Here is a 19,227-nt window from a genome sequence, read left to right on the forward strand (position 1 = left end):
ATTACTTACTCTGATTTATTCAGTCTAGCTTCAAGATTTGCCACTTCTTGACGTTTTTCTTCTAGCTCAATTCTCAGATGACCTGGCATTTGCAGCTTACCAAATCCAGCAGCCTGCTCTTCTAAAATTGCTAGTGAACGACGTGCCATTGCCAATGCAGGTGTTACAACCTCTTGATTGCTCATCACTCTAGGCAAATCTGCGACTGGGGTTGAGTTTGGTAGTCCTTTCCCTCCCCGCAGCATGGCGATAGGAAAATCTTCCATCGCCGTATCAAAAAACGGAGTCTGTTCTGCCTGACGTTGGGTTCTGGCGCTCTCTGGAACGGTTTTACCCAAATGATTGATCAGATTTGAGAGCATAACTTTGGAATCGCCTGGTTGATTAGCCGCTCCCCGCAATGCCTCAATTAGATGATAAGTATAGAGACTCATGCTTCCATCAGGGCGTATCCAAGAAACCTGATTGCCTCTAGAGGACGTAAACACCGCCCTTCCTTCGCCCTGCTTCAAAGCATCGACTACGCCCTTGGGCAACGCCGTGGCGATAAAATCAGCAGGTAGTTCGCCTTTAGAAGTAGCCATACCCTCTGCATGACAACTATCAATTACCACCCACAACCGCTTTGCTTGAATCTGCCGCAAAGCTTCAGTAAATTCTTGGGCAGATAGCGCGGTATTAGCAATATCTGTGGATTTGAAATCATGTTGCAGCAAATAATAACACTGACTTGATAAGTCAAAGCACCCATGACCAGAGTAAAAAACTACAATTGTTGCATCTTTATCGGCAGCAGCCTTTTCCTTTAACCACGTTAATCCATCTAAAATTTCACTGCGCGTTGTCTGTTCATTCTGCAATAAGCGAATATGTTCGGAATCATCGAGATAGGCACACAAGTTTGGATCGGTTAACACTGTTTTCAGGGCTTGCACATCTTTAACTGTGACAGGCAATGAATATCGAGATTCGGCTGTTCTGCCAACCCCAATTAACAGCGCATAACCGTGGGTAAAGTGATTCGACATGATGGCACAGGGTAAAGAAGAAGGTGTGATATTTTTCAATATCGCATATTTAATCTAGTGGTCTGTCCCATTAATTTTGCGAGGTTTGTAGTGAGCGCTAAAGCGCTCAAATTAAGGACTAAAGTCCTTACTACAAACTTATTCTGCATCATCGTCAATTACTGCACTGCGATCGAGTAATAGTAAGTTGCGAAGTTGGTCTGTATCCATTTCGGTTAACCACTCTTCACCAGCACCTACAACTTGTTCAGCTAGTTGTTTCTTACTTTCAATCATGTCATGAATTTTTTCTTCTAAAGTGCCTGTACAAACAAATTTATGTACTTGCACATTTCGGGTTTGACCAATCCGAAATACTCTATCTGTGGCTTGATTTTCTACGGCTGGGTTCCACCATCTATCAAAGTGGAATACATGATTTGCTCGTGTTAAATTCAGTCCTACTCCACCTGCTTTCAGAGAAAGAATCATAATCGGTGGCCCTTGAGGATCGTGTTGGAAACGGTCAATCATTTCCTCTCGTTGTTTTCTACTGGTGCTACCATATAAAAAGAATATTTCTCGTCCTAACTGTTTTTCTAAATAGGGTTTAAGTAACTTACCCCATTCAGCAAATTGTGTGAAGATTAAAGCGCGATCGCTTTCTGCTAAAACTTCTTCTAACATTTCTTCTAGCCGCAGAAGTTTGGCTGAATTATGTTGTTCTAATGTCGCTTGTTTCAAATATTGGGCTGGGTGATTGCAGATTTGTTTAAGTTTGATTAACAAAGCCAAAATCATCCCCCGACGTTGCAATCCTTCAGCAGATTCTATCTCTACTAAAGATTGTTCTACAACTTGTTGATAAAGTGCAGCTTGTTCACCAGTTAAACCACAAAATACGGTCATTTCTTGCTTATCTGGTAAATCTTGAATGATGTCGCGATCGCTTTTCAATCGCCGCAGTATAAATGGTTGCACTAATGAACGTAACTGAGTCAAAGAAGCCGTATCACCATACTTTTCAATTGGCATGGCAAACCGCCTCTGGAAAAATTGCTTATTGCCTAAATACCCAGGATTGAGAAAATCCAAAATAGACCATAGTTCTTGCAGTCTATTTTCTACTGGTGTCCCCGTTAATGCAATGCGAAATGTCGCTTCTAACTCCCGGACTGCTTTTGACTGCTTCGCCTCTGGATTTTTCACATTCTGGGCTTCATCTAAAACAATTATCTGCCAAGAGACACTTTGCAATGATTTAATATCTCGATGAAGAAGTGAGTAGCTGGTAACGATTAAATCGTGCTTTTTCACTGCTTCTAAAAACGCTTTCCCTTTAGGGCGTTTATCACCGTGATATTGCAAAATTTTCAGGCTTGGTGCAAATTTATTAACTTCCCTTTCCCAGTTGCCTAAAACAGAAGTTGGACAAACTAATAGTGTTGGATTTTCTAGTGCATCCTGTTCTTTAAGATGTAGCAAGAAAGCAATGAACTGCACGGTTTTACCGAGTCCCATATCGTCGGCGAGACACGCGCCTAAGCCCCAACGTTCTAAGAATGATAGCCAAGCAGCACCACGTTCTTGATAAGGTCGCAACTGTCCTTTGAAGCCTGCTGGTGTGGGCAAAGGTGCGATCGCTTGATTATTATTCAGCGCCCCAATCAACTCTTGCAATGCCCCAGATGCATCAAAGCTGACCACTGGCAACTTTTCAATTGCCTGAGTATCCCCTGTACTAAGGCGCAAAGCATCTTCTAGGGAAAGCGCCATTTGGTCTTTGCGAGTGGTAAAAAATGTTTGGGCTGTCTTAATGTCTTGGGGACGCAATTCTACCCACTCACCGTTAATTTCCACTAGTGGACTATTTAAAGCCACAAGTTTATCAAACTCAGCTTTGGAAATAGTCTGTCCGCCAATTGCTAATTGCCATTGGAAATTTAGTAGACTCTGTAACCCTAAACGTCCCTGCTTTCCTTTTGGGGTTTCGGCAGTAATTTTCAACCCCAAACGATTTGCCCATCCTTCACGGTTTGCCAAACTGGGAGGCAAAATTACTCCTAAACCACTGTCTTCCAACCTCCAAGCTACAGCTTTGATAAACTCATAAGCTTGAATGGGGGTGAGACGAGAAGCTTGGGGATATTCGCTTTCAAAACTGCCTACTATTGTTGGATATAATCGGGAAGCTACACCCAAACCTCGCAAAAATGTTTCCTGTGGTTGCTCAATTGTCCGATTTTCATAAACCAATCGTTCAACCGGATTGTTCCAAATAGTTGCCGCATCCACCAAAAACTCAGGATCGTCAGCCGCTTGTAGGAAATATGCTAATGTCCAATCTGTTTCGCCAAACTCTGGAGAACGCAGTTGAAAACAGGTACGAAATAGAGTTTTAAGAGTTAATTGGTATTGTAGCGGCATAGTCCAAGCCTTCAGTGCCGCTTCCAGTCGTTCTATTTCAATGGCATCTGCATTGACAGTGCCAGATGTACTAGTTAAGGCTTGCAACCACTGTCGCACCCCAGCTGGTAAAGATGCGATTGTCTTAGCTTCAATTGGAGGTTGAGAACCTACCATTTCTCGTACTTGGGCATCTATCGTACTGTTGAGAAATCCCAAAAGTAATTCTTGAGGTTCGGCTGGGAAGTCTACATAGATTGGGCATGGGGCATGGGGCATGGGGCATGGGGCATTAGTTATTAATTCTTCTCCACCCAGTCCCTCTTGATAAGTACGACAAACCAACGGCATATTCGCAGAATATTTTTCTAGGCGAGTTCCATCTACTGCACTGTCTAGAAGTACTCGCCATTTGGCAGCAAATGCACCATCTGATTGTCGGTCAATTGTTGGTAAAAACTTACACCGTGAGATTAAATCTAAACTCCAACGGGCAACCTGCGACCAAAAGCGTAAATCTCCACCTAAAAAGGCATCTTCCCCTTTAGCAGCATTTAAGGGAACAGCAGCAAGAAATTTTACTGCTTCGCTGGGGTTGAGACAAAAACCCTCAACTCGCCACGGTTGCAGATATTGCGGGGAGTCTGTATCTAGCCCCAAGCTGGCAGAATGTACAGGGAAAATCGCTGTTGTTCCCTCGCCGCTGTCGTCTGGGATATAAGTTGGTAGGGCAATGATTTGGGAGTGCGTTGGCAAACTGATCTCAGTGGCACTGGCGGCTTTGCGGGTTCGCCCAGTAGTTGCGATGGCTACTTGGGGTTTTTGAATGAAGTTGGTAATTGCCATGTTCTGCGATCGCAACCACTCACTCAACTCAAGCGATGTCATTGCCAATGGATGTAGTGCTATATCTCCAGATCCACTAGACTCTAAATTTACTCGTGGCGATCGCCAAGTTTCCCCCCAAATAAATAAACGACTATTTTGATTTCTTAGTAACCAATTACAGTGTAAAATCGCCATTTGCTAACTACTTATATTTTCCCAGAACTCAATAATTAAAATTGCAACTATTCTACTTTTTGCATTTTATCAAGAAGAATTTTTGACAAAATTGTGCATACAATAAATATTTAAGTAATTATTCCACATAACATCGTTAATAATGAATTTTCCCCTAATTAAAGTTTTAAAAAATGGAATATTAGTGGAACTAGATTATATACATCCTCAAGAGCATGAGGTTGTAAGAGCATTACTCAATGTTGTAATTGTTGAAGGTAAAACCTATCCGCAAAAGCAACCTTTATCTCAGGCAGAATTTTCAGCTTACTGGTTAAGCAAAGATGCCTTTGTTGTCAGGACATCTGTTGTAAATCCTACACACGAGACAAAAAAAATATTAGGGGCGTTTTATTTAAAGCCAAACTTTCCCGGTCGGTGTAGCCATATTTGCAATGCTGGTTTTATTGTACAACCAGGGTTGCGAGGTCAGGGTATAGGGCGGTTCATGGGAGAGGCTATGCTTTCGATCGCAGCAAACCTGGGCTACGAAGCAGTAATGTTTAATTTGGTCTTTGAGACTAATATACCTTCAATTACACTTTGGCAGTCGTTAGGATTTGAGATTATTGGGCGAATTCCAGGTGCGGCGAAGCTAGAGAATGAGCAGATGGTAGATGCGCTGATGATGTATCGCCCTTTGTATTGAACGACTTGTCTATCTTTGTATGTACCAGAAGTCAGCCATAGGGCATAAATGTTAGGATTGCCACAGAAAGAGAATAGCGAAAGAGAAGGACAAAAAACTGAATGGCAGAAGTTGACAAGTCAATATCCTTCGATGGAAGGGATATTCGACTGAAAGTAGGCCTACTTGCTCCCCAGGCTGGTGGGTCGGTTTTGATAGAATCAGGGGACACATCCGTTTTAGTGACGGCTACGCGATCGCAAGCCAGAGAAGGCATTGATTTTCTTCCCCTTACAGTAGATTACGAAGAAAGGCTATATGCCGCTGGTCGGATTCCCGGCGGGATCATGCGGCGGGAAGGTCGCCCACCAGAAAAAACAATTCTCACCAGCCGTCTTATAGACCGTCCCATGCGTCCTTTGTTCCCCTCATGGTTGCGGGATGACCTACAAATTATTGCTTTAACGCTGTCGATGGACGAGTTAGTTCCACCCGATGTGTTAGCAGTTACAGGCGCTTCCATTGCTACCCTGATTGCTCAAATCCCTTTTAATGGGCCAATGGCAGCAGTGCGGGTTGGTTTAGTGGGAGATGATTTCATCATTAACCCCACTTATGCCGAAACTGAAGCTGGAGATTTGGATCTGGTAGTAGCAGGTTCACCACATGGCGTGATCATGGTGGAGGCGGGAGCCAATCAGTTGCCAGAACGAGATATTCTTGAGGCGATTGACTTTGGTTATGAAGCAGTGCGGGACTTAATCAAAGCGCAGCAAGATTTAATTGCAGAATTGGGTCTGGTCATAGTGCAAGAAGCACCACCAGAAGTAGACCAGACGCTAGAAAATTATATCCGCGATCGCGCCAACGGTCAGATTAAGAAAATCCTGTCTCAATTTAGTTTGACCAAACCCGAACGCGATGCAGCTTTAGATGTCGTCAAGGATGAAATTGCCGCGACGATTACCGAACTGCCAGAAGAAGACCCCATTCGAGTTGCCGCAACTGCAAATAAGAAGGCACTTGGTAACACTTTTAAAGATATTACCAAACACTTCATGCGGCGACAAATCATCGAAGATAACGTCCGCGTTGATGGTCGTAAACTCGATCAAGTGCGTCCGGTTTCCTGTTTAGTTGATGTCTTACCAAAGCGAGTCCACGGCAGCGGTTTATTTAACCGGGAACTAACTCAGGTATTATCCACTTGTACTCTGGGTACACCTGGGGATGCTCAAAACCTCAACGATGACATGCAGCTAGATCAGCACAAGCGTTACCTGCATCATTACAACTTCCCGCCGTTCTCAGTCGGAGAAACCAAGCCAATGCGTTCTCCAGGAAGGCGTGAAATTGGTCACGGGGCATTGGCAGAACGAGCGCTCCTACCTGTGCTACCGTCAAAAGAACAATTTCCCTACGTGATTCGCATCGTCTCGGAAGTACTTTCTTCCAACGGTTCCACCTCAATGGGTTCAGTCTGCGGTTCCACCCTCGCCCTGATGGATGCTGGTGTACCAATTCTCAAACCCGTTAGTGGCGCAGCAATGGGTCTGATTAAGGAAGGGGACGAAGTACGAGTCCTGACGGATATCCAAGGGATTGAAGACTTTTTGGGCGACATGGACTTCAAAGTTGCCGGGACGGATACCGGGATTACCGCCTTGCAAATGGATATGAAAATCTCCGGTTTGTCTTTGGAGGTGATAGCCCAAGCCGTCCACCAAGCCAAAGCAGCCCGGTTGCACATTCTGGAGAAAATGCTCGCCTGCATTGACACGCCGCGGACTGAAACCTCACCTTATGCCCCACGTCTGTTAACAATCAAGATTGATTCAGACATGATTGGTCTGATCATCGGGCCTGGAGGCAAGACTATTAAGGGGATCACAGAGGAAACTGGTGCAAAAATTGACATCGAAGATGATGGCACCGTGACAATTTCGGCTGTGGATGAGAACAAGGCCAAGAGAGCTAGAAATATCATCCAAGGCATGACCCGCAAGTTGCACGAAGGGGATGTCTATGCAGGACGCATTACTCGGATCATACCGATAGGTGCATTTGTGGAATTTTTGCCTGGGAAAGAAGGCATGATCCACATTTCTCAACTAGCTGACTACCGCGTTGGCAAAGTTGAGGATGAAGTAGCGGTGGGCGATGAAGTAATTATCAAAGTGCGCGAAATTGATAACAAAGGTCGCATCAATCTCACCCGCTTGGGTATTCACCCAGATCAAGCAGCAGCAGCACGAGAAGCTGCGGCGGTAAATCGTTAAATCGATTTGGGATTTTAGATTAGATTAAATCTAAAATCCGCGATGCCTATTGTGAAGGCATCGCCGTATGCTTCTCTAATTATTTGCAATTTTGTAGGATTTCTGATGTAGCAGGAGGCAGAAGGCAGGAGGCAGGAGGTAAAAGTATTAAGCTGTTCCTAGCCTTGGGGTTTTCAAAATGTCCTAACCTGTGTGGCTACGGCTATATCAAGTTACCGAATATTTCTTTGTAATCTCTGCAAAAATGTTCAGTGCTCTAAAATACCCACTGATGAGCTACTTACGTGACCGTAGTTGTCTTAGGATCAGTATCTATTAAAATACGGTATACTTTATTAAAAAGTTGAATTTTACGAGCAGCGATCGCAGTTAAACCAAAAATATTTTGAAAGCTAAAGGCACTCTGCTAGTTTTTAATTTGTTGCACATTTGTGTTATGTCCAAGAATTTATTGTTATATGATTGTGCAATCTCTTCAGCTTTGTTGACAATGGAATAACCAAGGAAAGTTTTTGGACAGTGTTCGGTTTTGTCGTGCGCTTTTTCCCTGCGTACTAGTTAACTTCAATAGCACAGTGAATGGTACAGTTGGGATTGGATTAATGCAAACTTCCTTTACCTTTTAATTGCAATGTGGAAAAAGGCATGAAAATCGGATTAGTAGAACTTCCTCAAATAAAAATCCTAGATCCTGAAGGCAATGACTGGACAAAGGAAAACCAATATTCTTTATGCGATCGCATTCTCTATGGATGTAAAGAAACATTATTCAATCAATTAGTTTAATGGAAACTAAAAATTCATTACATTTAAAAGGAATAATACTGCTTATCCTTGTTAATGTAATTAGCGCTACAACCTTTCCATTGACTAAAGACATCGTTACTAGTCTTTCACCAAGTGCATTGATTGTCAGCCGCTTTGTCATCGCGGCAGGGGTTTTTACCTTAAATTTACGTAATATTAATGCACTTTTATTTCGTGATGGTACAGTACTAGGGCTTTTGCTTTTCTTTTTCTTAGCTATAGAAACAGTTGCACTCAAGACGATACCAGCAAACCGGGCAGCATTCATTGGCAGTTTGAACGCACTCATCGTCCCCCTACTAGGATGGCTGAGTGGTCAACGCGTGCTGTTAAGAAGTTTCCTAGCTGCTGGAGTCGCTGTGATTGGTATTGGCGTGATGTTTTGGGAAGGGGGAGAACTAGGAATTGGCGATCTGTTGATGTTTTTTGATGCTTTTGTCTATGCAGCATACATACTTTTTTTAGAGCGAGTCGCCTCCCGTCACCCCACTTTAACACTCACTAGTGTTCAACTTTTGTTCATTGCGTTAGTAGGGGTACTCTGGAATAACACACAAATCCTTAACGAATTTGAGGCAATTCGCCAGCACTGGGGAGCGATTCTCTATTTAGGGCTGTTGGCGACGGCTGCTGTCATCTGGCTTCAAACATTAGCACAGCAATGGGTTTCATCTGACGAAACCGCCTTACTCTATACACTTGAGCCATTGTTCGCCACAATTTTCTCGTTTTGGCTACTTGGAGAACATCTGGGAATACGCGGTCTCATTGGTGCAATTCTTGTCTTAGTTGCTCTGTTTCTAAGTCAAATCCCTCAAAAAATTGAGCCGGAAGCGGAAGCAAAAGTTGAGGTACAGAGCAGTTAACGGACTATTAACTTATTAGAACCATAAACTTCTTAGGTTGAGTTTCGTTCTTAAACTCAACCCAAAATTATCCTTAACCCAATACAGTTCAGATAAGACCAAAACACTTGTAGAGACGGCGATTTATCGCGTCTCGAAAACCCACAATTTTCTACACTTAGCCCTTAACTGAACCGTATTTATCCTTAACCCAGGCGTATTTCAATACTGCACGCTTTGTGCATTTTTAACTCGGAATTGGGTTTGGGGAAAAGGTTAAAGGGTAAAGGTTAAAGGTTTTTTCTTTCCCCTTTTCCCCTTAACCGACAAGTATTGAGGCGTATTGCTCTTTAATCTATTTGTTTAAAAGTATCGAAAAATTAAGGTTAAATGCCTGAAATCCATACCAAATATTTGATACTTCAGTCTAAAAAATGTAGTTCAGCCTGAAGTGAGAATTGAAATTTTATAGAGCATAAAATCTTGCAAATATGCATGAATTCAAAAAATATATTAGAAATATATTTGAAACTTATTTTGCCATAAAAGCAGCAGTAAAATTAGAAAAATTTACTTTACAAAAAATCACTTTACATAGTAGATTTAACTCTAATTAAGCCAAGTTTTTTTAAATAAAATGGTTCTTTTTTTATGAGTACAATAGAGGTAATTTCAGCTTCAAAGCTCAATTCTCGTATCACGATTCAACAAACAGGAAAAGGACGAGGAGTATTTGCTAGACAAAAATTTGTCCAAGGAGAAACTGTCGTGGTGGGTATTCCAATTGAAGAAGTTCCCGAACGAACAATTTATTCCTTTCAGACGGATTTTAATTTGTATGTCAACCTAGACGAGCCTGCTGTCGTCATTAACCATTCTTGTGATCCAAATACTGGGGTAAGAAACAATCAGTTTGGAGGATATGACTTCGTTGCTTTAGGGGATATCGAAGCAGGTGAGGAGATTACCTGGGACTACGAAACCACTGAATATGAATCAATTGCTGTCCGCCGATGTTTGTGCGAATCTCTATCTTGTCGAGGGAAAACATTAGGATTCAAATTTCGGGAACAAATGTTGCGTGATACTTATGGAGAGTATATTGCAGATTATCTCAAAACTAAAAGCAAATAATATTTGTTAAACCACATCTATTTTGAGAAGTATAGTTTTTCAAAATCCTGGGAGCATCAACTGTTGTAGAGACGCGTTAGCACTGCCAGACAAAGTACAATTTCGCGTCTCTACATTCTTTTATTAAGCCTTTTTCAACCAGCTAAACATAGCGCGTAAATCTTTACCAACTTCTTCAATTTTGTGTTCAGATTCTTTACGACGCATGGCGGTAAATCCTGGTTTACCAGCTTGGTTTTCGAGAACAAATTCTCGTGCAAATTGCCCAGATTGAATTTCGCTGAGAATCTTCTGCATTTCAACCTTGGTTTGTTCGGTAACAATCCGTGGCCCACGAGTATAATCGCCATATTCAGCAGTGTTAGAAATGCTGTCGCGCATTTTGGCTAAACCACCTTCTACAACCAAATCAACAATCAGCTTGACTTCATGCAGACATTCAAAATAAGCCAATTCTGGTTGATAACCAGCTTCTACTAAAGTTTCAAATCCAGCTTTGATTAAAGCGCTCAAACCACCGCATAATACTGCTTGTTCGCCAAATAAATCTGTTTCGGTTTCTTCGCGGAAAGTAGTTTCGAGAACACCGGCGCGAGTACCACCAATACCTTTAGCGTAAGACATGGCGCGATCGCGTGCCTGACCACTGGCATCTTGATAAACTGCAAACAGCGCTGGTACACCTTCCCCACCTTCATAAGTCCGGCGTACCAAATGCCCTGGCCCTTTGGGTGCTACCATCACCACATCGACGTTAGCTGGTGGTACAACTTGCCCAAAGTGAATATTGAAGCCGTGGGCAAAAGCTAACACATTCCCTTCTTCTAGATTTGGTTCAATCTCGTTTTTGTAAATCGTTTTTTGGACTTCATCAGGTAACAAAATCATGATGAAGTCAGCAGCATTAGCGGCATCTGCAACGTTTTTCACAGTTAAACCAGCTGCTTCAGCTTTTGCAACTGACTTACTACCCGGATATAGTCCCACAATCACATTCAAACCACTATCTTTGAGATTGAGAGCGTGGGCATGACCTTGGGAACCATAGCCGATGATAGCAATAGTTTTTCCAGCCAAAAGGTCTAAATTGGCATCTTCGTCATAATACATCCGGGCCATAGAAGCATCTCCTGTCAGCAAGCATTGTCATTAATTGGCAGACTTACGATTTTACCTCAAATCGAGTAACACAGATGAACTGTCAATCGTTCAATTTATCTCTGGGGATTAGGGACTGGGGATTGGGGATTAGGGAGATGAGGAAGCAGGGGAAGAAAAACTATTAATTATTGCCCAATGACTAATGACTAAATCTGTTACATAAATCGCAACAATACAGGCTTTGAGTTTTACTTCAGTAATACTGGGGTTAAATTCATCCATCTGGGGGTAGATTATGTACGCTTCAACTAAATTACCGCGCACATCTGCTTTATTTGTGAGTGCATTATTAGGAGGGGTGATTTTCACCAGTTGCGCTTCTTCCGATCGCTCAACAAATTCGGCTATACCTCAAATGGCCGCCGATGGGATGGCAAATCGAGCATCTGCACCTGCTGGTGAAAGCAGTATTTCCCAAAAGGCGGAAGCTTCACCAATAGCGCGTTCTCGTCCCCAACTCATCAAAAAGGCAGCAATCTCTTTGACTGTCAACTCTGTAGATCAGACTGTTGATGCTGTTTCACAAATTATCAATAAACAGCAAGGGGATTTAATCGGTTTGAAGCAACAACAACCCAAAAGTGACAACCCGCGTCACACAGCAACAATACAGTTGCGGATACCTGAGAATCGGCTAGAACCTACCCTAGAGCAATTAGCTAAATTGGGCACTGTCGAGAGTCGTAATATCACTGCGGAAGATGTAGGCGATCGCCTTGTAGATTTCCAAGCTAGATTAACGAATTTACAGAAAACTGAAGCCAATTTACAAAAAATTATGGATCGGGCTGGTTCTGTCAGAGATGTGCTTAGTGTTGCCCAAGAACTAAGTAATGTCAGACAAACCATAGAACAAATCAATGCCCAATTGAAAAGCCTACAAAATCAAGTTGCTTATTCCACGATTACCCTGAACCTAGAAGCCGCAGTTTCTAGTACCAGTCCCCAACCTGCCTTGGGTTTGCAAGTTCAGGAAACTTGGAACAACTCTACCCACTCTTTGAGTGCATTTTCTGTTGGCTTACTCAAGCTGGGTATTTGGTTAATTGTTTACAGTCCCTATTTGTTAATTTTTGTTGCTCTTATCTATGGCTTTAACCGTTGGCGGCGAACTCATTCACCACGTTTGACACAAACACCAGAATCAACTAGCTCTGAGTAAACTTGCATAAACCTTACATCTACTTTTGATAAATTTACACAAGTAAAAAGCGATTCAAGTATTCCCAACTATGATTGTCTGCGCCTCTCTCTTGAAAAGTTCTGCTTATCCTGTAGTTTTGATTACTTTAATCATTCTTTAAATGTAAAAGGCAATACAAAATATATGATGACAAGTTTGATACAAATTTGTTAAGAATAGTTACAATAGTCGGCATCCCGGATAATATTTCTTATGGTAAATTCACTTGACAATAATCCACCCCATCAAGTAGTTATTGTAGGCGGTGGTTTTGGTGGACTTTATGCGGCAAAAACACTAGCCAAAGCGGCAGTAAACGTTACTCTGATTGATAAACGTAACTTTCATCTATTTCAACCCCTTTTATATCAAGTCGCTACAGGTGCGCTGTCTCCGGCTGATATTTCTTCGCCGTTGCGTTCTGTCCTCAGCAAGAGCAAGAATACGACAGTGCTGCTGGGAGAGGTGAATAATATTGATTCACAAGCGCAAAAAGTTATTGTAGGCGACGAAGCAATTCCTTACGATACGTTAATTGTCGCCACAGGAGCCAAGCATTCCTACTTTGGCAAAGATAACTGGGAAGAATTCGCCCCAGGCTTGAAAACTGTAGAAGATGCGATAGAAATGCGTAGCCGGATTTTTTCGGCCTTTGAAGCCGCAGAAAAAGAAACCGATCCAGAAAAACGCCGTGCTTGGTTAACCTTTGTAATTGTGGGTGGTGGCCCAACTGGTGTAGAGTTAGCGGGTGCGATCGCAGAATTAGCAAATCAAACCCTCAAAGAAGACTTCCGCAACATCGACACCTCAGAAGCCAAGATTTTGCTATTAGAAGGTTTGGATCGGATTCTGCCACCCTTTGCACCAGAGTTATCACAAGAAGCGGAAGCATCCCTGACGCGCTTGGGTGTGGTTGTGCAGACAAAAACATTGGTAACGAATATTGAAAATGATGTTGTTACCCTCAAACAAGGCGATGAAGTTAAAGAGATTGCCTCAAAAACGGTATTATGGGCAGCAGGTGTGAAAGCTTCCGCAATGGGAAAAGTGTTAGCCGAACACACTGGTGCAGAGTGCGATCGCGCTGGACGGATTATCGTTGAACCTGACTTGAGTATTAAGGGACATCCCAATATTTTTGTAGTTGGCGACTTAGCAAATTTTTCTCATCAAAATGGTAAACCCCTACCTGGTGTTGCACCTGTAGCCAAGCAAGAAGGTGAATATGTAGCAACATTAGTCCAACAGCGGCTTGCAGGTAAGACTTTACCGCCTTTTGCTTATACAGATCATGGTAGTTTAGCAATGATTGGGCACAATTCTGCTGTAGTAGATTTGGGCTTTATGAAGCTGAAAGGTTTCTTTGCATGGCTATTTTGGCTGGTGATTCACATCTACTTCTTAATTGAATTTGACAACAAATTAGTAGTAATGATTCAGTGGGCATGGAATTACTTTACCCGTAATCGCGGAGCAAGATTAATTACAGGTAAAGAATCAATCACGGAGTTTGTAATTAGCGATCGCAACAATTATTCAGCCGATAATAAACAGCCGGTAAATGTTTAATTGGGAAGAGGTGATAGGTGACAGGTAACAGGTAACAGGTAACAGGTGACAGGTGACAGGTGACAGGTGACAGGTGATAGGGAATAATCTGTACCCTGTAACCTTTACCCTATTCCCTTCTTCACTCCCCACTCCCCGCCCTCATAAATTAGCAGTAAGCTATTTGAGGGCGTTTTTCATAATCCACATAATGGCAACTATTAACGACAACTACCTGAAACTGAAAGCGGGTTATCTGTTTCCAGAAATTGCTCGGCGGGTGAATGCCTTTGCAGAAGCGAATCCTGATGCTAACATCATTCGGCTGGGCATTGGCGATGTTACTGAACCTCTGCCAGAGGCTTGCCGTACAGCGATGATTAAAGCTGTGGAAGAAATGGGCGATCGCAATACCTTTAAAGGCTATGGCCCAGAGCAAGGCTACGCTTGGTTACGGGAGAAAATTGCTACTCACGATTTCCAAGCACGGGGAGCCAATATAGATGCTTCCGAAATCTTTATCTCCGATGGTTCCAAGTGCGACACAGGCAACATTCTAGAAATCTTTGGTCATGACAACATAATTGCCGTAACTGACCCAGTTTACCCTGTGTATGTAGACACTAATGTGATGGTGGGAAATACTGGGGATGCCAACGATAAAGGCGAATTTGAGGGTTTAGTTTATCTACCAATTACGGCTGATAACAACTTCACCGCCGAGATTCCCTCAAAGAAAGTCGATTTAATTTATCTCTGCTTTCCCAATAACCCCACTGGCGCAACTGCTACCAAGGAATATCTCAAAGCATGGGTAGACTATGCCAAAGCTAATAACTCGATTATTTTCTTTGATGCAGCCTACGAAGCTTACATTACTGATCCGTCAATTCCCCACTCAATTTATGAAATTGAAGGTGCAAGAGATGTTGCGATCGAATTTCGTTCTTTTTCCAAGAACGCAGGTTTTACAGGAACCCGTTGCGCGTTAACCGTAGTACCGAAGACACTCACAGCAAAAGCCGCCGATGGTTCCGATGTCGAACTGTGGAAACTGTGGAATCGTCGCCAGTCTACCAAATTCAACGGCGTTTCTTACATCATCCAACGAGGAGCCGAAGCGGTTTACTCCGAAGAAGGACAAGCGCAAATCAAAGGATTGGTGAGTTTCTATCTCGAAAACGCCAAAATTATCCGCGAGAAACTCACAGCCGCCGGATTATCAGTTTATGGTGGCGTGAATGCACCTTACGTTTGGGTGAAAACTCCTAATGGTTTATCCAGTTGGGAATTCTTTGATAAATTGTTGCAAACTGTCAACGTTGTGGGAACACCCGGTTCTGGCTTTGGTGCTGCGGGTGAAGGTTACTTCCGCATTTCGGCGTTTAACAGCCGGGAGAATGTCGAAGAGGCGATGAAGCGGATTGCTGAGAAGTTTAAGGTGTAGAGCGATCGCTTTTGTTAAACTCAATCTATTAGTCAAAGGTTACGGTGGGCTGTATTATCCACCGCAACCTCATAGATTTTGAATTTTGAATTTTGAATTGGAGCGTTCGCCCTTGGCGTCTCGAAGAGAAGCGATGTGACTGCTGCTATCCCCGTTTTGAAAGCTGTTAGCCAGATGCAATTAGCACCTGGTAGCACAGTGACAATTCCTGATGTTAGCTGGCAAGAATTTGAATCTATTTTAGAAGAATTAGGAGAAAAAAGAACTACCCGAATTGCCTACAGCCAGGGTACTTTAGAAATTATGGCTCCTTTACCAGAACATAAAATTCCCAAAGATTTAATTTCTGATATTGTCAAAATATTGCTGAAGGCTAAAGATATCAGATATCAACCTTTTGGTTCCACCACCTTTAAACGCCAAGGTGTAGCAGGAGTTGAACCTGATGCTTGCTTTTATATTCAGAATTATCAACAAATGATTGGCCATCGTCGCTTACAAACTGATGATCCCCCGCCAGATTTAGCGATTGAGACTGATGTCACATCAAAAACTACTCTCGATGCTTATGAAGCCATTGGAGTCCCAGAATTATGGGTTTTCGATAGCGGAAATCTTTCTATTTATTTGCTGAAAGATAGGAAATACATAAAATCTAATACCAGTCCTAATTTTGCAGATATAGCTATTACTGAGATTATCCCTGCTGCTGTGGAGCGTAGTTGGCAAGTAGGAAGTTTTCAAGCTTTGGAAGAATTGGAAGCGATGATTCAGTAAACGATCAATTAGGCATCGCTTATTGTGAGTTACTACCAAATGTGGAAATTGCAATTATGGCAATATATGCAGTAGCAACAAATCTGATAGAATTTGCGATCCTATTTTGGAAAATACTGAAATAAATGGCGAGTTAAACAGTTCAGCAAATTACGGAAAAGTTTCAGGAGTAGGTTTGTTGGGCATCAGTTTTGGGTATCTTAAAGGTTATAGTTAAAGTTACCTAACGATCGATAGTTAGAGGGGTAAGATTAGCAAATGCCAAATAATCATTTATCAAAGACAAGATACGAAATAGCAGACAAACCTAAACTCAGACCCTATGGCTCAAAGGTTGATATTATTCTTGGCGGCAACAATCAGTTTGGTTTTGATGGAGAAAGTTGTCTCATTTTGGGTAATGAACTGATAGTTCGTCTCATTCCTCGGCAAAACAAGAAGTTTGAGTTTCAGAAATTTACAGCCTATTTAGAAGGTTTTGCTACTGCTAGTGAAGCAGAGGAGGCTGGTTTAAAGTTTGCGATGTCAGTTTTGTGGGCAGCAGTCTCATTAAGATGTCCACTACGGTTAGAATATCACACTCCACTGCCATGTGTAGTATACGATCGGACTCCACACGGAGGGATAGTGATGTCATCTGATAGTACGTTCTCCTTCACTAGTGGAGCAAGCCTAGTTGTTGAAGTACTGGAGCAAAGTTTCACTTCTAATATCCCAATTAATAATAAACGGCTGCTCGTCTCAATGGAGCTTTTTGCCGCAGCTCGTTTAGAGGCAACAGAACGTGCAAGATTTGTTGGTCTTGTATCAGCACTTGAGCCATTAGCTGAACAGAAAAAATTTGAATACCCAGATTTAAAACAAATTGTAAAAGATACCTTAAATAAGGTACAAAATTCACTGGATTTACCTGATGATATAAAACGATCGCTCGAAGGGAGTATCAGGAATCTAACGCGCGAATCTGTATCACACGCTATTAAACGCCTTATTACAACTCATTTAACTGAGGACAAAATAGCATTAGAAATTCTGGAAGAAGCTTATACAATCCGCAGCAAGATTCTACATGAAGGGGCTTTCTATCCAGATTTACAGGATAAAAGTTATAAAATTGAAGACGTTATACGCCGTCTCTACTCTGCGATAGTCGGATACGAACTTCGTTTCCCAGCAATCACATATACAAATAATGATTAGCCTTGAGATGAACAGTTAAATTAAAGGTTCGATTTTAAAGAGTAAATAAAGTGCGATCGCCTTCACGTCGTGCTTGCCAAATTAGAATTTTGGGTATGTTTGGCAGAATTAGTTTCTGGCTCTGAATACATAGCAAATAATTCACTAAAAACCTCTTCCCCATTAATCTCTCCACTACTAATAAATCGTTCTACTTCAACCGAACCATCCTCAAAAAATTCCACTTCCCATCGTTCACCAGCCACCGCCACATTTACCATAATAGTTTCATCCCGATGATGGGCTAATGTGTAACTAATTTTCTTTTGTCCCAATTGATTTAGAAAAGTAACTAGTTTGCCAAATCCATGATTCTTCATCAGTATCCATTAATTACATTAATAAATTATTCCTGAGAATTACTTCCTCTTTCTTCACTATCATCGGGTAAATCAATTTTTGGTTGTCCATAATTAGCCAAAGTCACCCCTTCTTCTAAATATACAGCAGAGTATTTACTCAACCCAATACGCTGTGCAGAATAAATTCCTGAATGACCGGAAAATAAATAGCTCACTACACAGCCAATAGCAATAAATACTCCTGATTCCAAACCAAATAATTCAATTCCCATTAAGATTGATGCTAAAGGTGTATTTGCTGCGCCCGCAAACACACCCACAAATCCCATTCCGGCTAAGAGTGGTGCAGGTAATGCTAAAAGCAACGATAAAGCATTACCTAAAGTAGCACCAATAAAAAACAAAGGTGTCACTTCTCCACCCTTAAAACCTGCACCTAAAGTTAAAGCAGTCAAACCCAATTTGGCTGCAAAATCCCAAGGAGGTAGCTGAGTATAGAAAGAATCAACGATTGTTGGGATACCAAGCCCGATATACTTGGTTGTTCCACTCAATCCAACAATTGCTGCTATTATCGCACCACCTATCAGAGGACGCATTGGAGGATAAGATATCTTGGTTTTAAAGAAATGACTAATTTTGTGAGTTATTTTAGCAAAAAATCTTGCGACTATTCCAAAGATTACACCTGCAATAATTGCAGAAATTAGTCCCCAAATTGTGAGCGTCGGTATTAACGGAGCGTGTCGGTATGCGGTATGATGTAAACCCAATAGTAAGGTGACTTGATTCCCTACGATCGCAGCAATCAAAGAAGGAAAAAGAGCATCATAATGAATCTTCCCAATCGCTAAAACTTCCAGACCAAATACGGTTCCAGCTAAGGGAGTACCGAAAACTGAAGCGAATCCCCCACTTATACCAGCTGTTAATAAAATTCGCCGATTAGCCCCTTTCAAATGCAGTATTTTAGTCACCTGGTCTGCCAAAGAAGCACCCATTTGTAATGCTGTCCCTTCACGACCGGCTGAACCTCCAAAAAAATGGGTGAGGTCTGTTCCTAGTAAAACAAGAGGAGCCATGCGGAAGGGAATAATATTTTTGGGTTGATGGATTTCTTCAAGTAAAAGGTTATTTCCAGCTTCTACAGTTTGACCAAATCGATGATAAATCCAACCACTTAAGAAGCCGCCAATGGGAAGGAAAGCGATAATCCAGCGATGTGATTCTCGCCAATCAGTTGCCCATTCCAATGATGCTAAAAGAGCCGCAGAAGCAATTCCAGCAAGAATGCCAACTACAAAAGAAATAGGCAGCCATTTGATTAGGTGAGGTAAGGCAATAAAAGGTTCAAATTGACGTAGCTTTTTCATAAAAAAATCGTAATTAAAGTAGAACTCCA

15 protein-coding genes are annotated in these 19,227 nt (G+C 42.1%); 10 read left to right on the forward strand and 5 right to left on the reverse strand.

Annotation, left to right across the window (positions count from 1 at the left end):
- Positions 1–5: 5 nt before the first annotated feature.
- Positions 6–1,028, reverse strand: coding sequence for a caspase family protein (locus tag RRG12_RS19895; protein ID WP_420760444.1), 1,023 nt, complete (start codon positions 1,026–1,028; stop codon positions 6–8).
- A 138-nt stretch (positions 1,029–1,166) separates the two neighbouring features.
- Positions 1,167–4,436, reverse strand: a complete 3,270-nt coding sequence (locus tag RRG12_RS19900) for a DEAD/DEAH box helicase (RefSeq protein WP_420760445.1) — start codon at positions 4,434–4,436, stop codon at positions 1,167–1,169.
- A gap of 142 nt (positions 4,437–4,578) precedes the next feature.
- Between RRG12_RS19900 and RRG12_RS19905 the strand changes: the two genes are divergently transcribed.
- The 5 genes from RRG12_RS19905 to RRG12_RS19925 all read left to right on the forward strand — a co-directional run bounded on the left by RRG12_RS19905 (position 4,579) and on the right by RRG12_RS19925 (position 10,168).
- Positions 4,579–5,124 (forward strand): GNAT family N-acetyltransferase, encoded by a 546-nt coding sequence (locus tag RRG12_RS19905; protein WP_420760446.1) that lies wholly within the window; start codon positions 4,579–4,581, stop codon positions 5,122–5,124.
- A gap of 101 nt (positions 5,125–5,225) precedes the next feature.
- Complete coding sequence (locus RRG12_RS19910; protein ID WP_069070303.1) at positions 5,226–7,382, forward strand: polyribonucleotide nucleotidyltransferase; 2,157 nt, start codon at positions 5,226–5,228, stop codon at positions 7,380–7,382.
- A 645-nt stretch (positions 7,383–8,027) separates the two neighbouring features.
- Entirely contained in the window at positions 8,028–8,168 is a 141-nt protein-coding gene (locus RRG12_RS19915) for a hypothetical protein (RefSeq protein WP_420760447.1), read from the forward strand.
- Complete coding sequence (locus RRG12_RS19920) at positions 8,168–9,055, forward strand: DMT family transporter (protein WP_420760448.1); 888 nt, start codon at positions 8,168–8,170, stop codon at positions 9,053–9,055. The genes RRG12_RS19915 and RRG12_RS19920 overlap by 1 nt, the downstream gene beginning before the upstream one ends.
- A 630-nt stretch (positions 9,056–9,685) precedes the next feature.
- On the forward strand, positions 9,686–10,168 hold the full coding sequence (locus RRG12_RS19925) for an SET domain-containing protein (RefSeq protein ID WP_420760449.1): 483 nt from the start codon (positions 9,686–9,688) through the stop codon (positions 10,166–10,168).
- A 123-nt stretch (positions 10,169–10,291) separates the two neighbouring features.
- On the opposite strand, the gene ilvC is transcribed toward RRG12_RS19925, so the two are convergent.
- A complete protein-coding gene (gene ilvC / locus RRG12_RS19930) occupies positions 10,292–11,287 on the reverse strand; it encodes a ketol-acid reductoisomerase (RefSeq protein ID WP_420760450.1) in 996 nt (331 codons plus the stop codon).
- Between the two features lie 277 nt (positions 11,288–11,564).
- Between ilvC and RRG12_RS19935 the strand changes: the two genes are divergently transcribed.
- The 5 genes from RRG12_RS19935 (at position 11,565) to RRG12_RS19955 (ending at position 17,484) form a co-directional block, all read left to right on the forward strand.
- Positions 11,565–12,491 carry a DUF4349 domain-containing protein gene (locus RRG12_RS19935; protein WP_420760451.1) on the forward strand — a complete coding sequence of 309 codons (927 nt, stop codon included), beginning with the start codon at positions 11,565–11,567 and terminating at the stop codon, positions 12,489–12,491.
- Between the two features lie 234 nt (positions 12,492–12,725).
- A complete protein-coding gene (locus RRG12_RS19940) occupies positions 12,726–14,081 on the forward strand; it encodes an NAD(P)/FAD-dependent oxidoreductase (protein ID WP_420760452.1) in 1,356 nt (451 codons plus the stop codon).
- A 190-nt stretch (positions 14,082–14,271) separates the two neighbouring features.
- The gene (locus RRG12_RS19945) at positions 14,272–15,507 is read left to right on the forward strand and encodes an LL-diaminopimelate aminotransferase (protein WP_420760453.1); all 1,236 of its coding nucleotides are present in this window, start codon (positions 14,272–14,274) and stop codon (positions 15,505–15,507) included.
- Positions 15,508–15,642: 135 nt separating this feature from the next.
- Complete coding sequence (locus tag RRG12_RS19950) at positions 15,643–16,284, forward strand: Uma2 family endonuclease (RefSeq protein ID WP_420760454.1); 642 nt, start codon at positions 15,643–15,645, stop codon at positions 16,282–16,284.
- Between the two features lie 258 nt (positions 16,285–16,542).
- On the forward strand, positions 16,543–17,484 hold the full coding sequence (locus RRG12_RS19955; protein WP_420760455.1) for a hypothetical protein: 942 nt from the start codon (positions 16,543–16,545) through the stop codon (positions 17,482–17,484).
- 62 nt (positions 17,485–17,546) lie between these two features.
- Here the strand turns inward: RRG12_RS19955 and RRG12_RS19960 are convergent, their stop codons facing one another.
- Together RRG12_RS19960 and RRG12_RS19965 are read right to left on the reverse strand one after the other, a co-directional pair.
- Positions 17,547–17,843 carry a hypothetical protein gene (locus RRG12_RS19960; protein ID WP_420760456.1) on the reverse strand — a complete coding sequence of 99 codons (297 nt, stop codon included), beginning with the start codon at positions 17,841–17,843 and terminating at the stop codon, positions 17,547–17,549.
- A 26-nt stretch (positions 17,844–17,869) separates the two neighbouring features.
- Entirely contained in the window at positions 17,870–19,198 is a 1,329-nt protein-coding gene (locus tag RRG12_RS19965) for a voltage-gated chloride channel family protein (RefSeq protein ID WP_420760457.1), read from the reverse strand.
- Between the last annotated feature and the right edge of the window lie 29 nt (positions 19,199–19,227).

The organism is Nostoc sp. CALU 546, from assembly GCF_048836525.1.

Bases quoted from the DNA above. Each gene is read 5' to 3' on its own strand.
- RRG12_RS19895 (WP_420760444.1), bottom strand. From the start codon at position 1,028: ATGTCGAATCACTTTACCCACGGTTATGCGCTGTTAATTGGGGTTGGC.
- RRG12_RS19900 (WP_420760445.1), bottom strand. From the start codon at position 4,436: ATGGCGATTTTACACTGTAATTGGTTACTAAGAAATCAAAATAGTCGT.
- RRG12_RS19905 (WP_420760446.1), top strand. From the start codon at position 4,579: ATGAATTTTCCCCTAATTAAAGTTTTAAAAAATGGAATATTAGTGGAA.
- RRG12_RS19910 (WP_069070303.1), top strand. From the start codon at position 5,226: ATGGCAGAAGTTGACAAGTCAATATCCTTCGATGGAAGGGATATTCGA.
- RRG12_RS19915 (WP_420760447.1), top strand. From the start codon at position 8,028: ATGAAAATCGGATTAGTAGAACTTCCTCAAATAAAAATCCTAGATCCT.
- RRG12_RS19920 (WP_420760448.1), top strand. From the start codon at position 8,168: ATGGAAACTAAAAATTCATTACATTTAAAAGGAATAATACTGCTTATC.
- RRG12_RS19925 (WP_420760449.1), top strand. From the start codon at position 9,686: ATGAGTACAATAGAGGTAATTTCAGCTTCAAAGCTCAATTCTCGTATC.
- ilvC (WP_420760450.1), bottom strand. From the start codon at position 11,287: ATGGCCCGGATGTATTATGACGAAGATGCCAATTTAGACCTTTTGGCT.
- RRG12_RS19935 (WP_420760451.1), top strand. From the start codon at position 11,565: ATGTACGCTTCAACTAAATTACCGCGCACATCTGCTTTATTTGTGAGT.
- RRG12_RS19940 (WP_420760452.1), top strand. From the start codon at position 12,726: ATGGTAAATTCACTTGACAATAATCCACCCCATCAAGTAGTTATTGTA.
- RRG12_RS19945 (WP_420760453.1), top strand. From the start codon at position 14,272: ATGGCAACTATTAACGACAACTACCTGAAACTGAAAGCGGGTTATCTG.
- RRG12_RS19955 (WP_420760455.1), top strand. From the start codon at position 16,543: ATGCCAAATAATCATTTATCAAAGACAAGATACGAAATAGCAGACAAA.
- RRG12_RS19960 (WP_420760456.1), bottom strand. From the start codon at position 17,843: ATGAAGAATCATGGATTTGGCAAACTAGTTACTTTTCTAAATCAATTG.
- RRG12_RS19965 (WP_420760457.1), bottom strand. From the start codon at position 19,198: ATGAAAAAGCTACGTCAATTTGAACCTTTTATTGCCTTACCTCACCTA.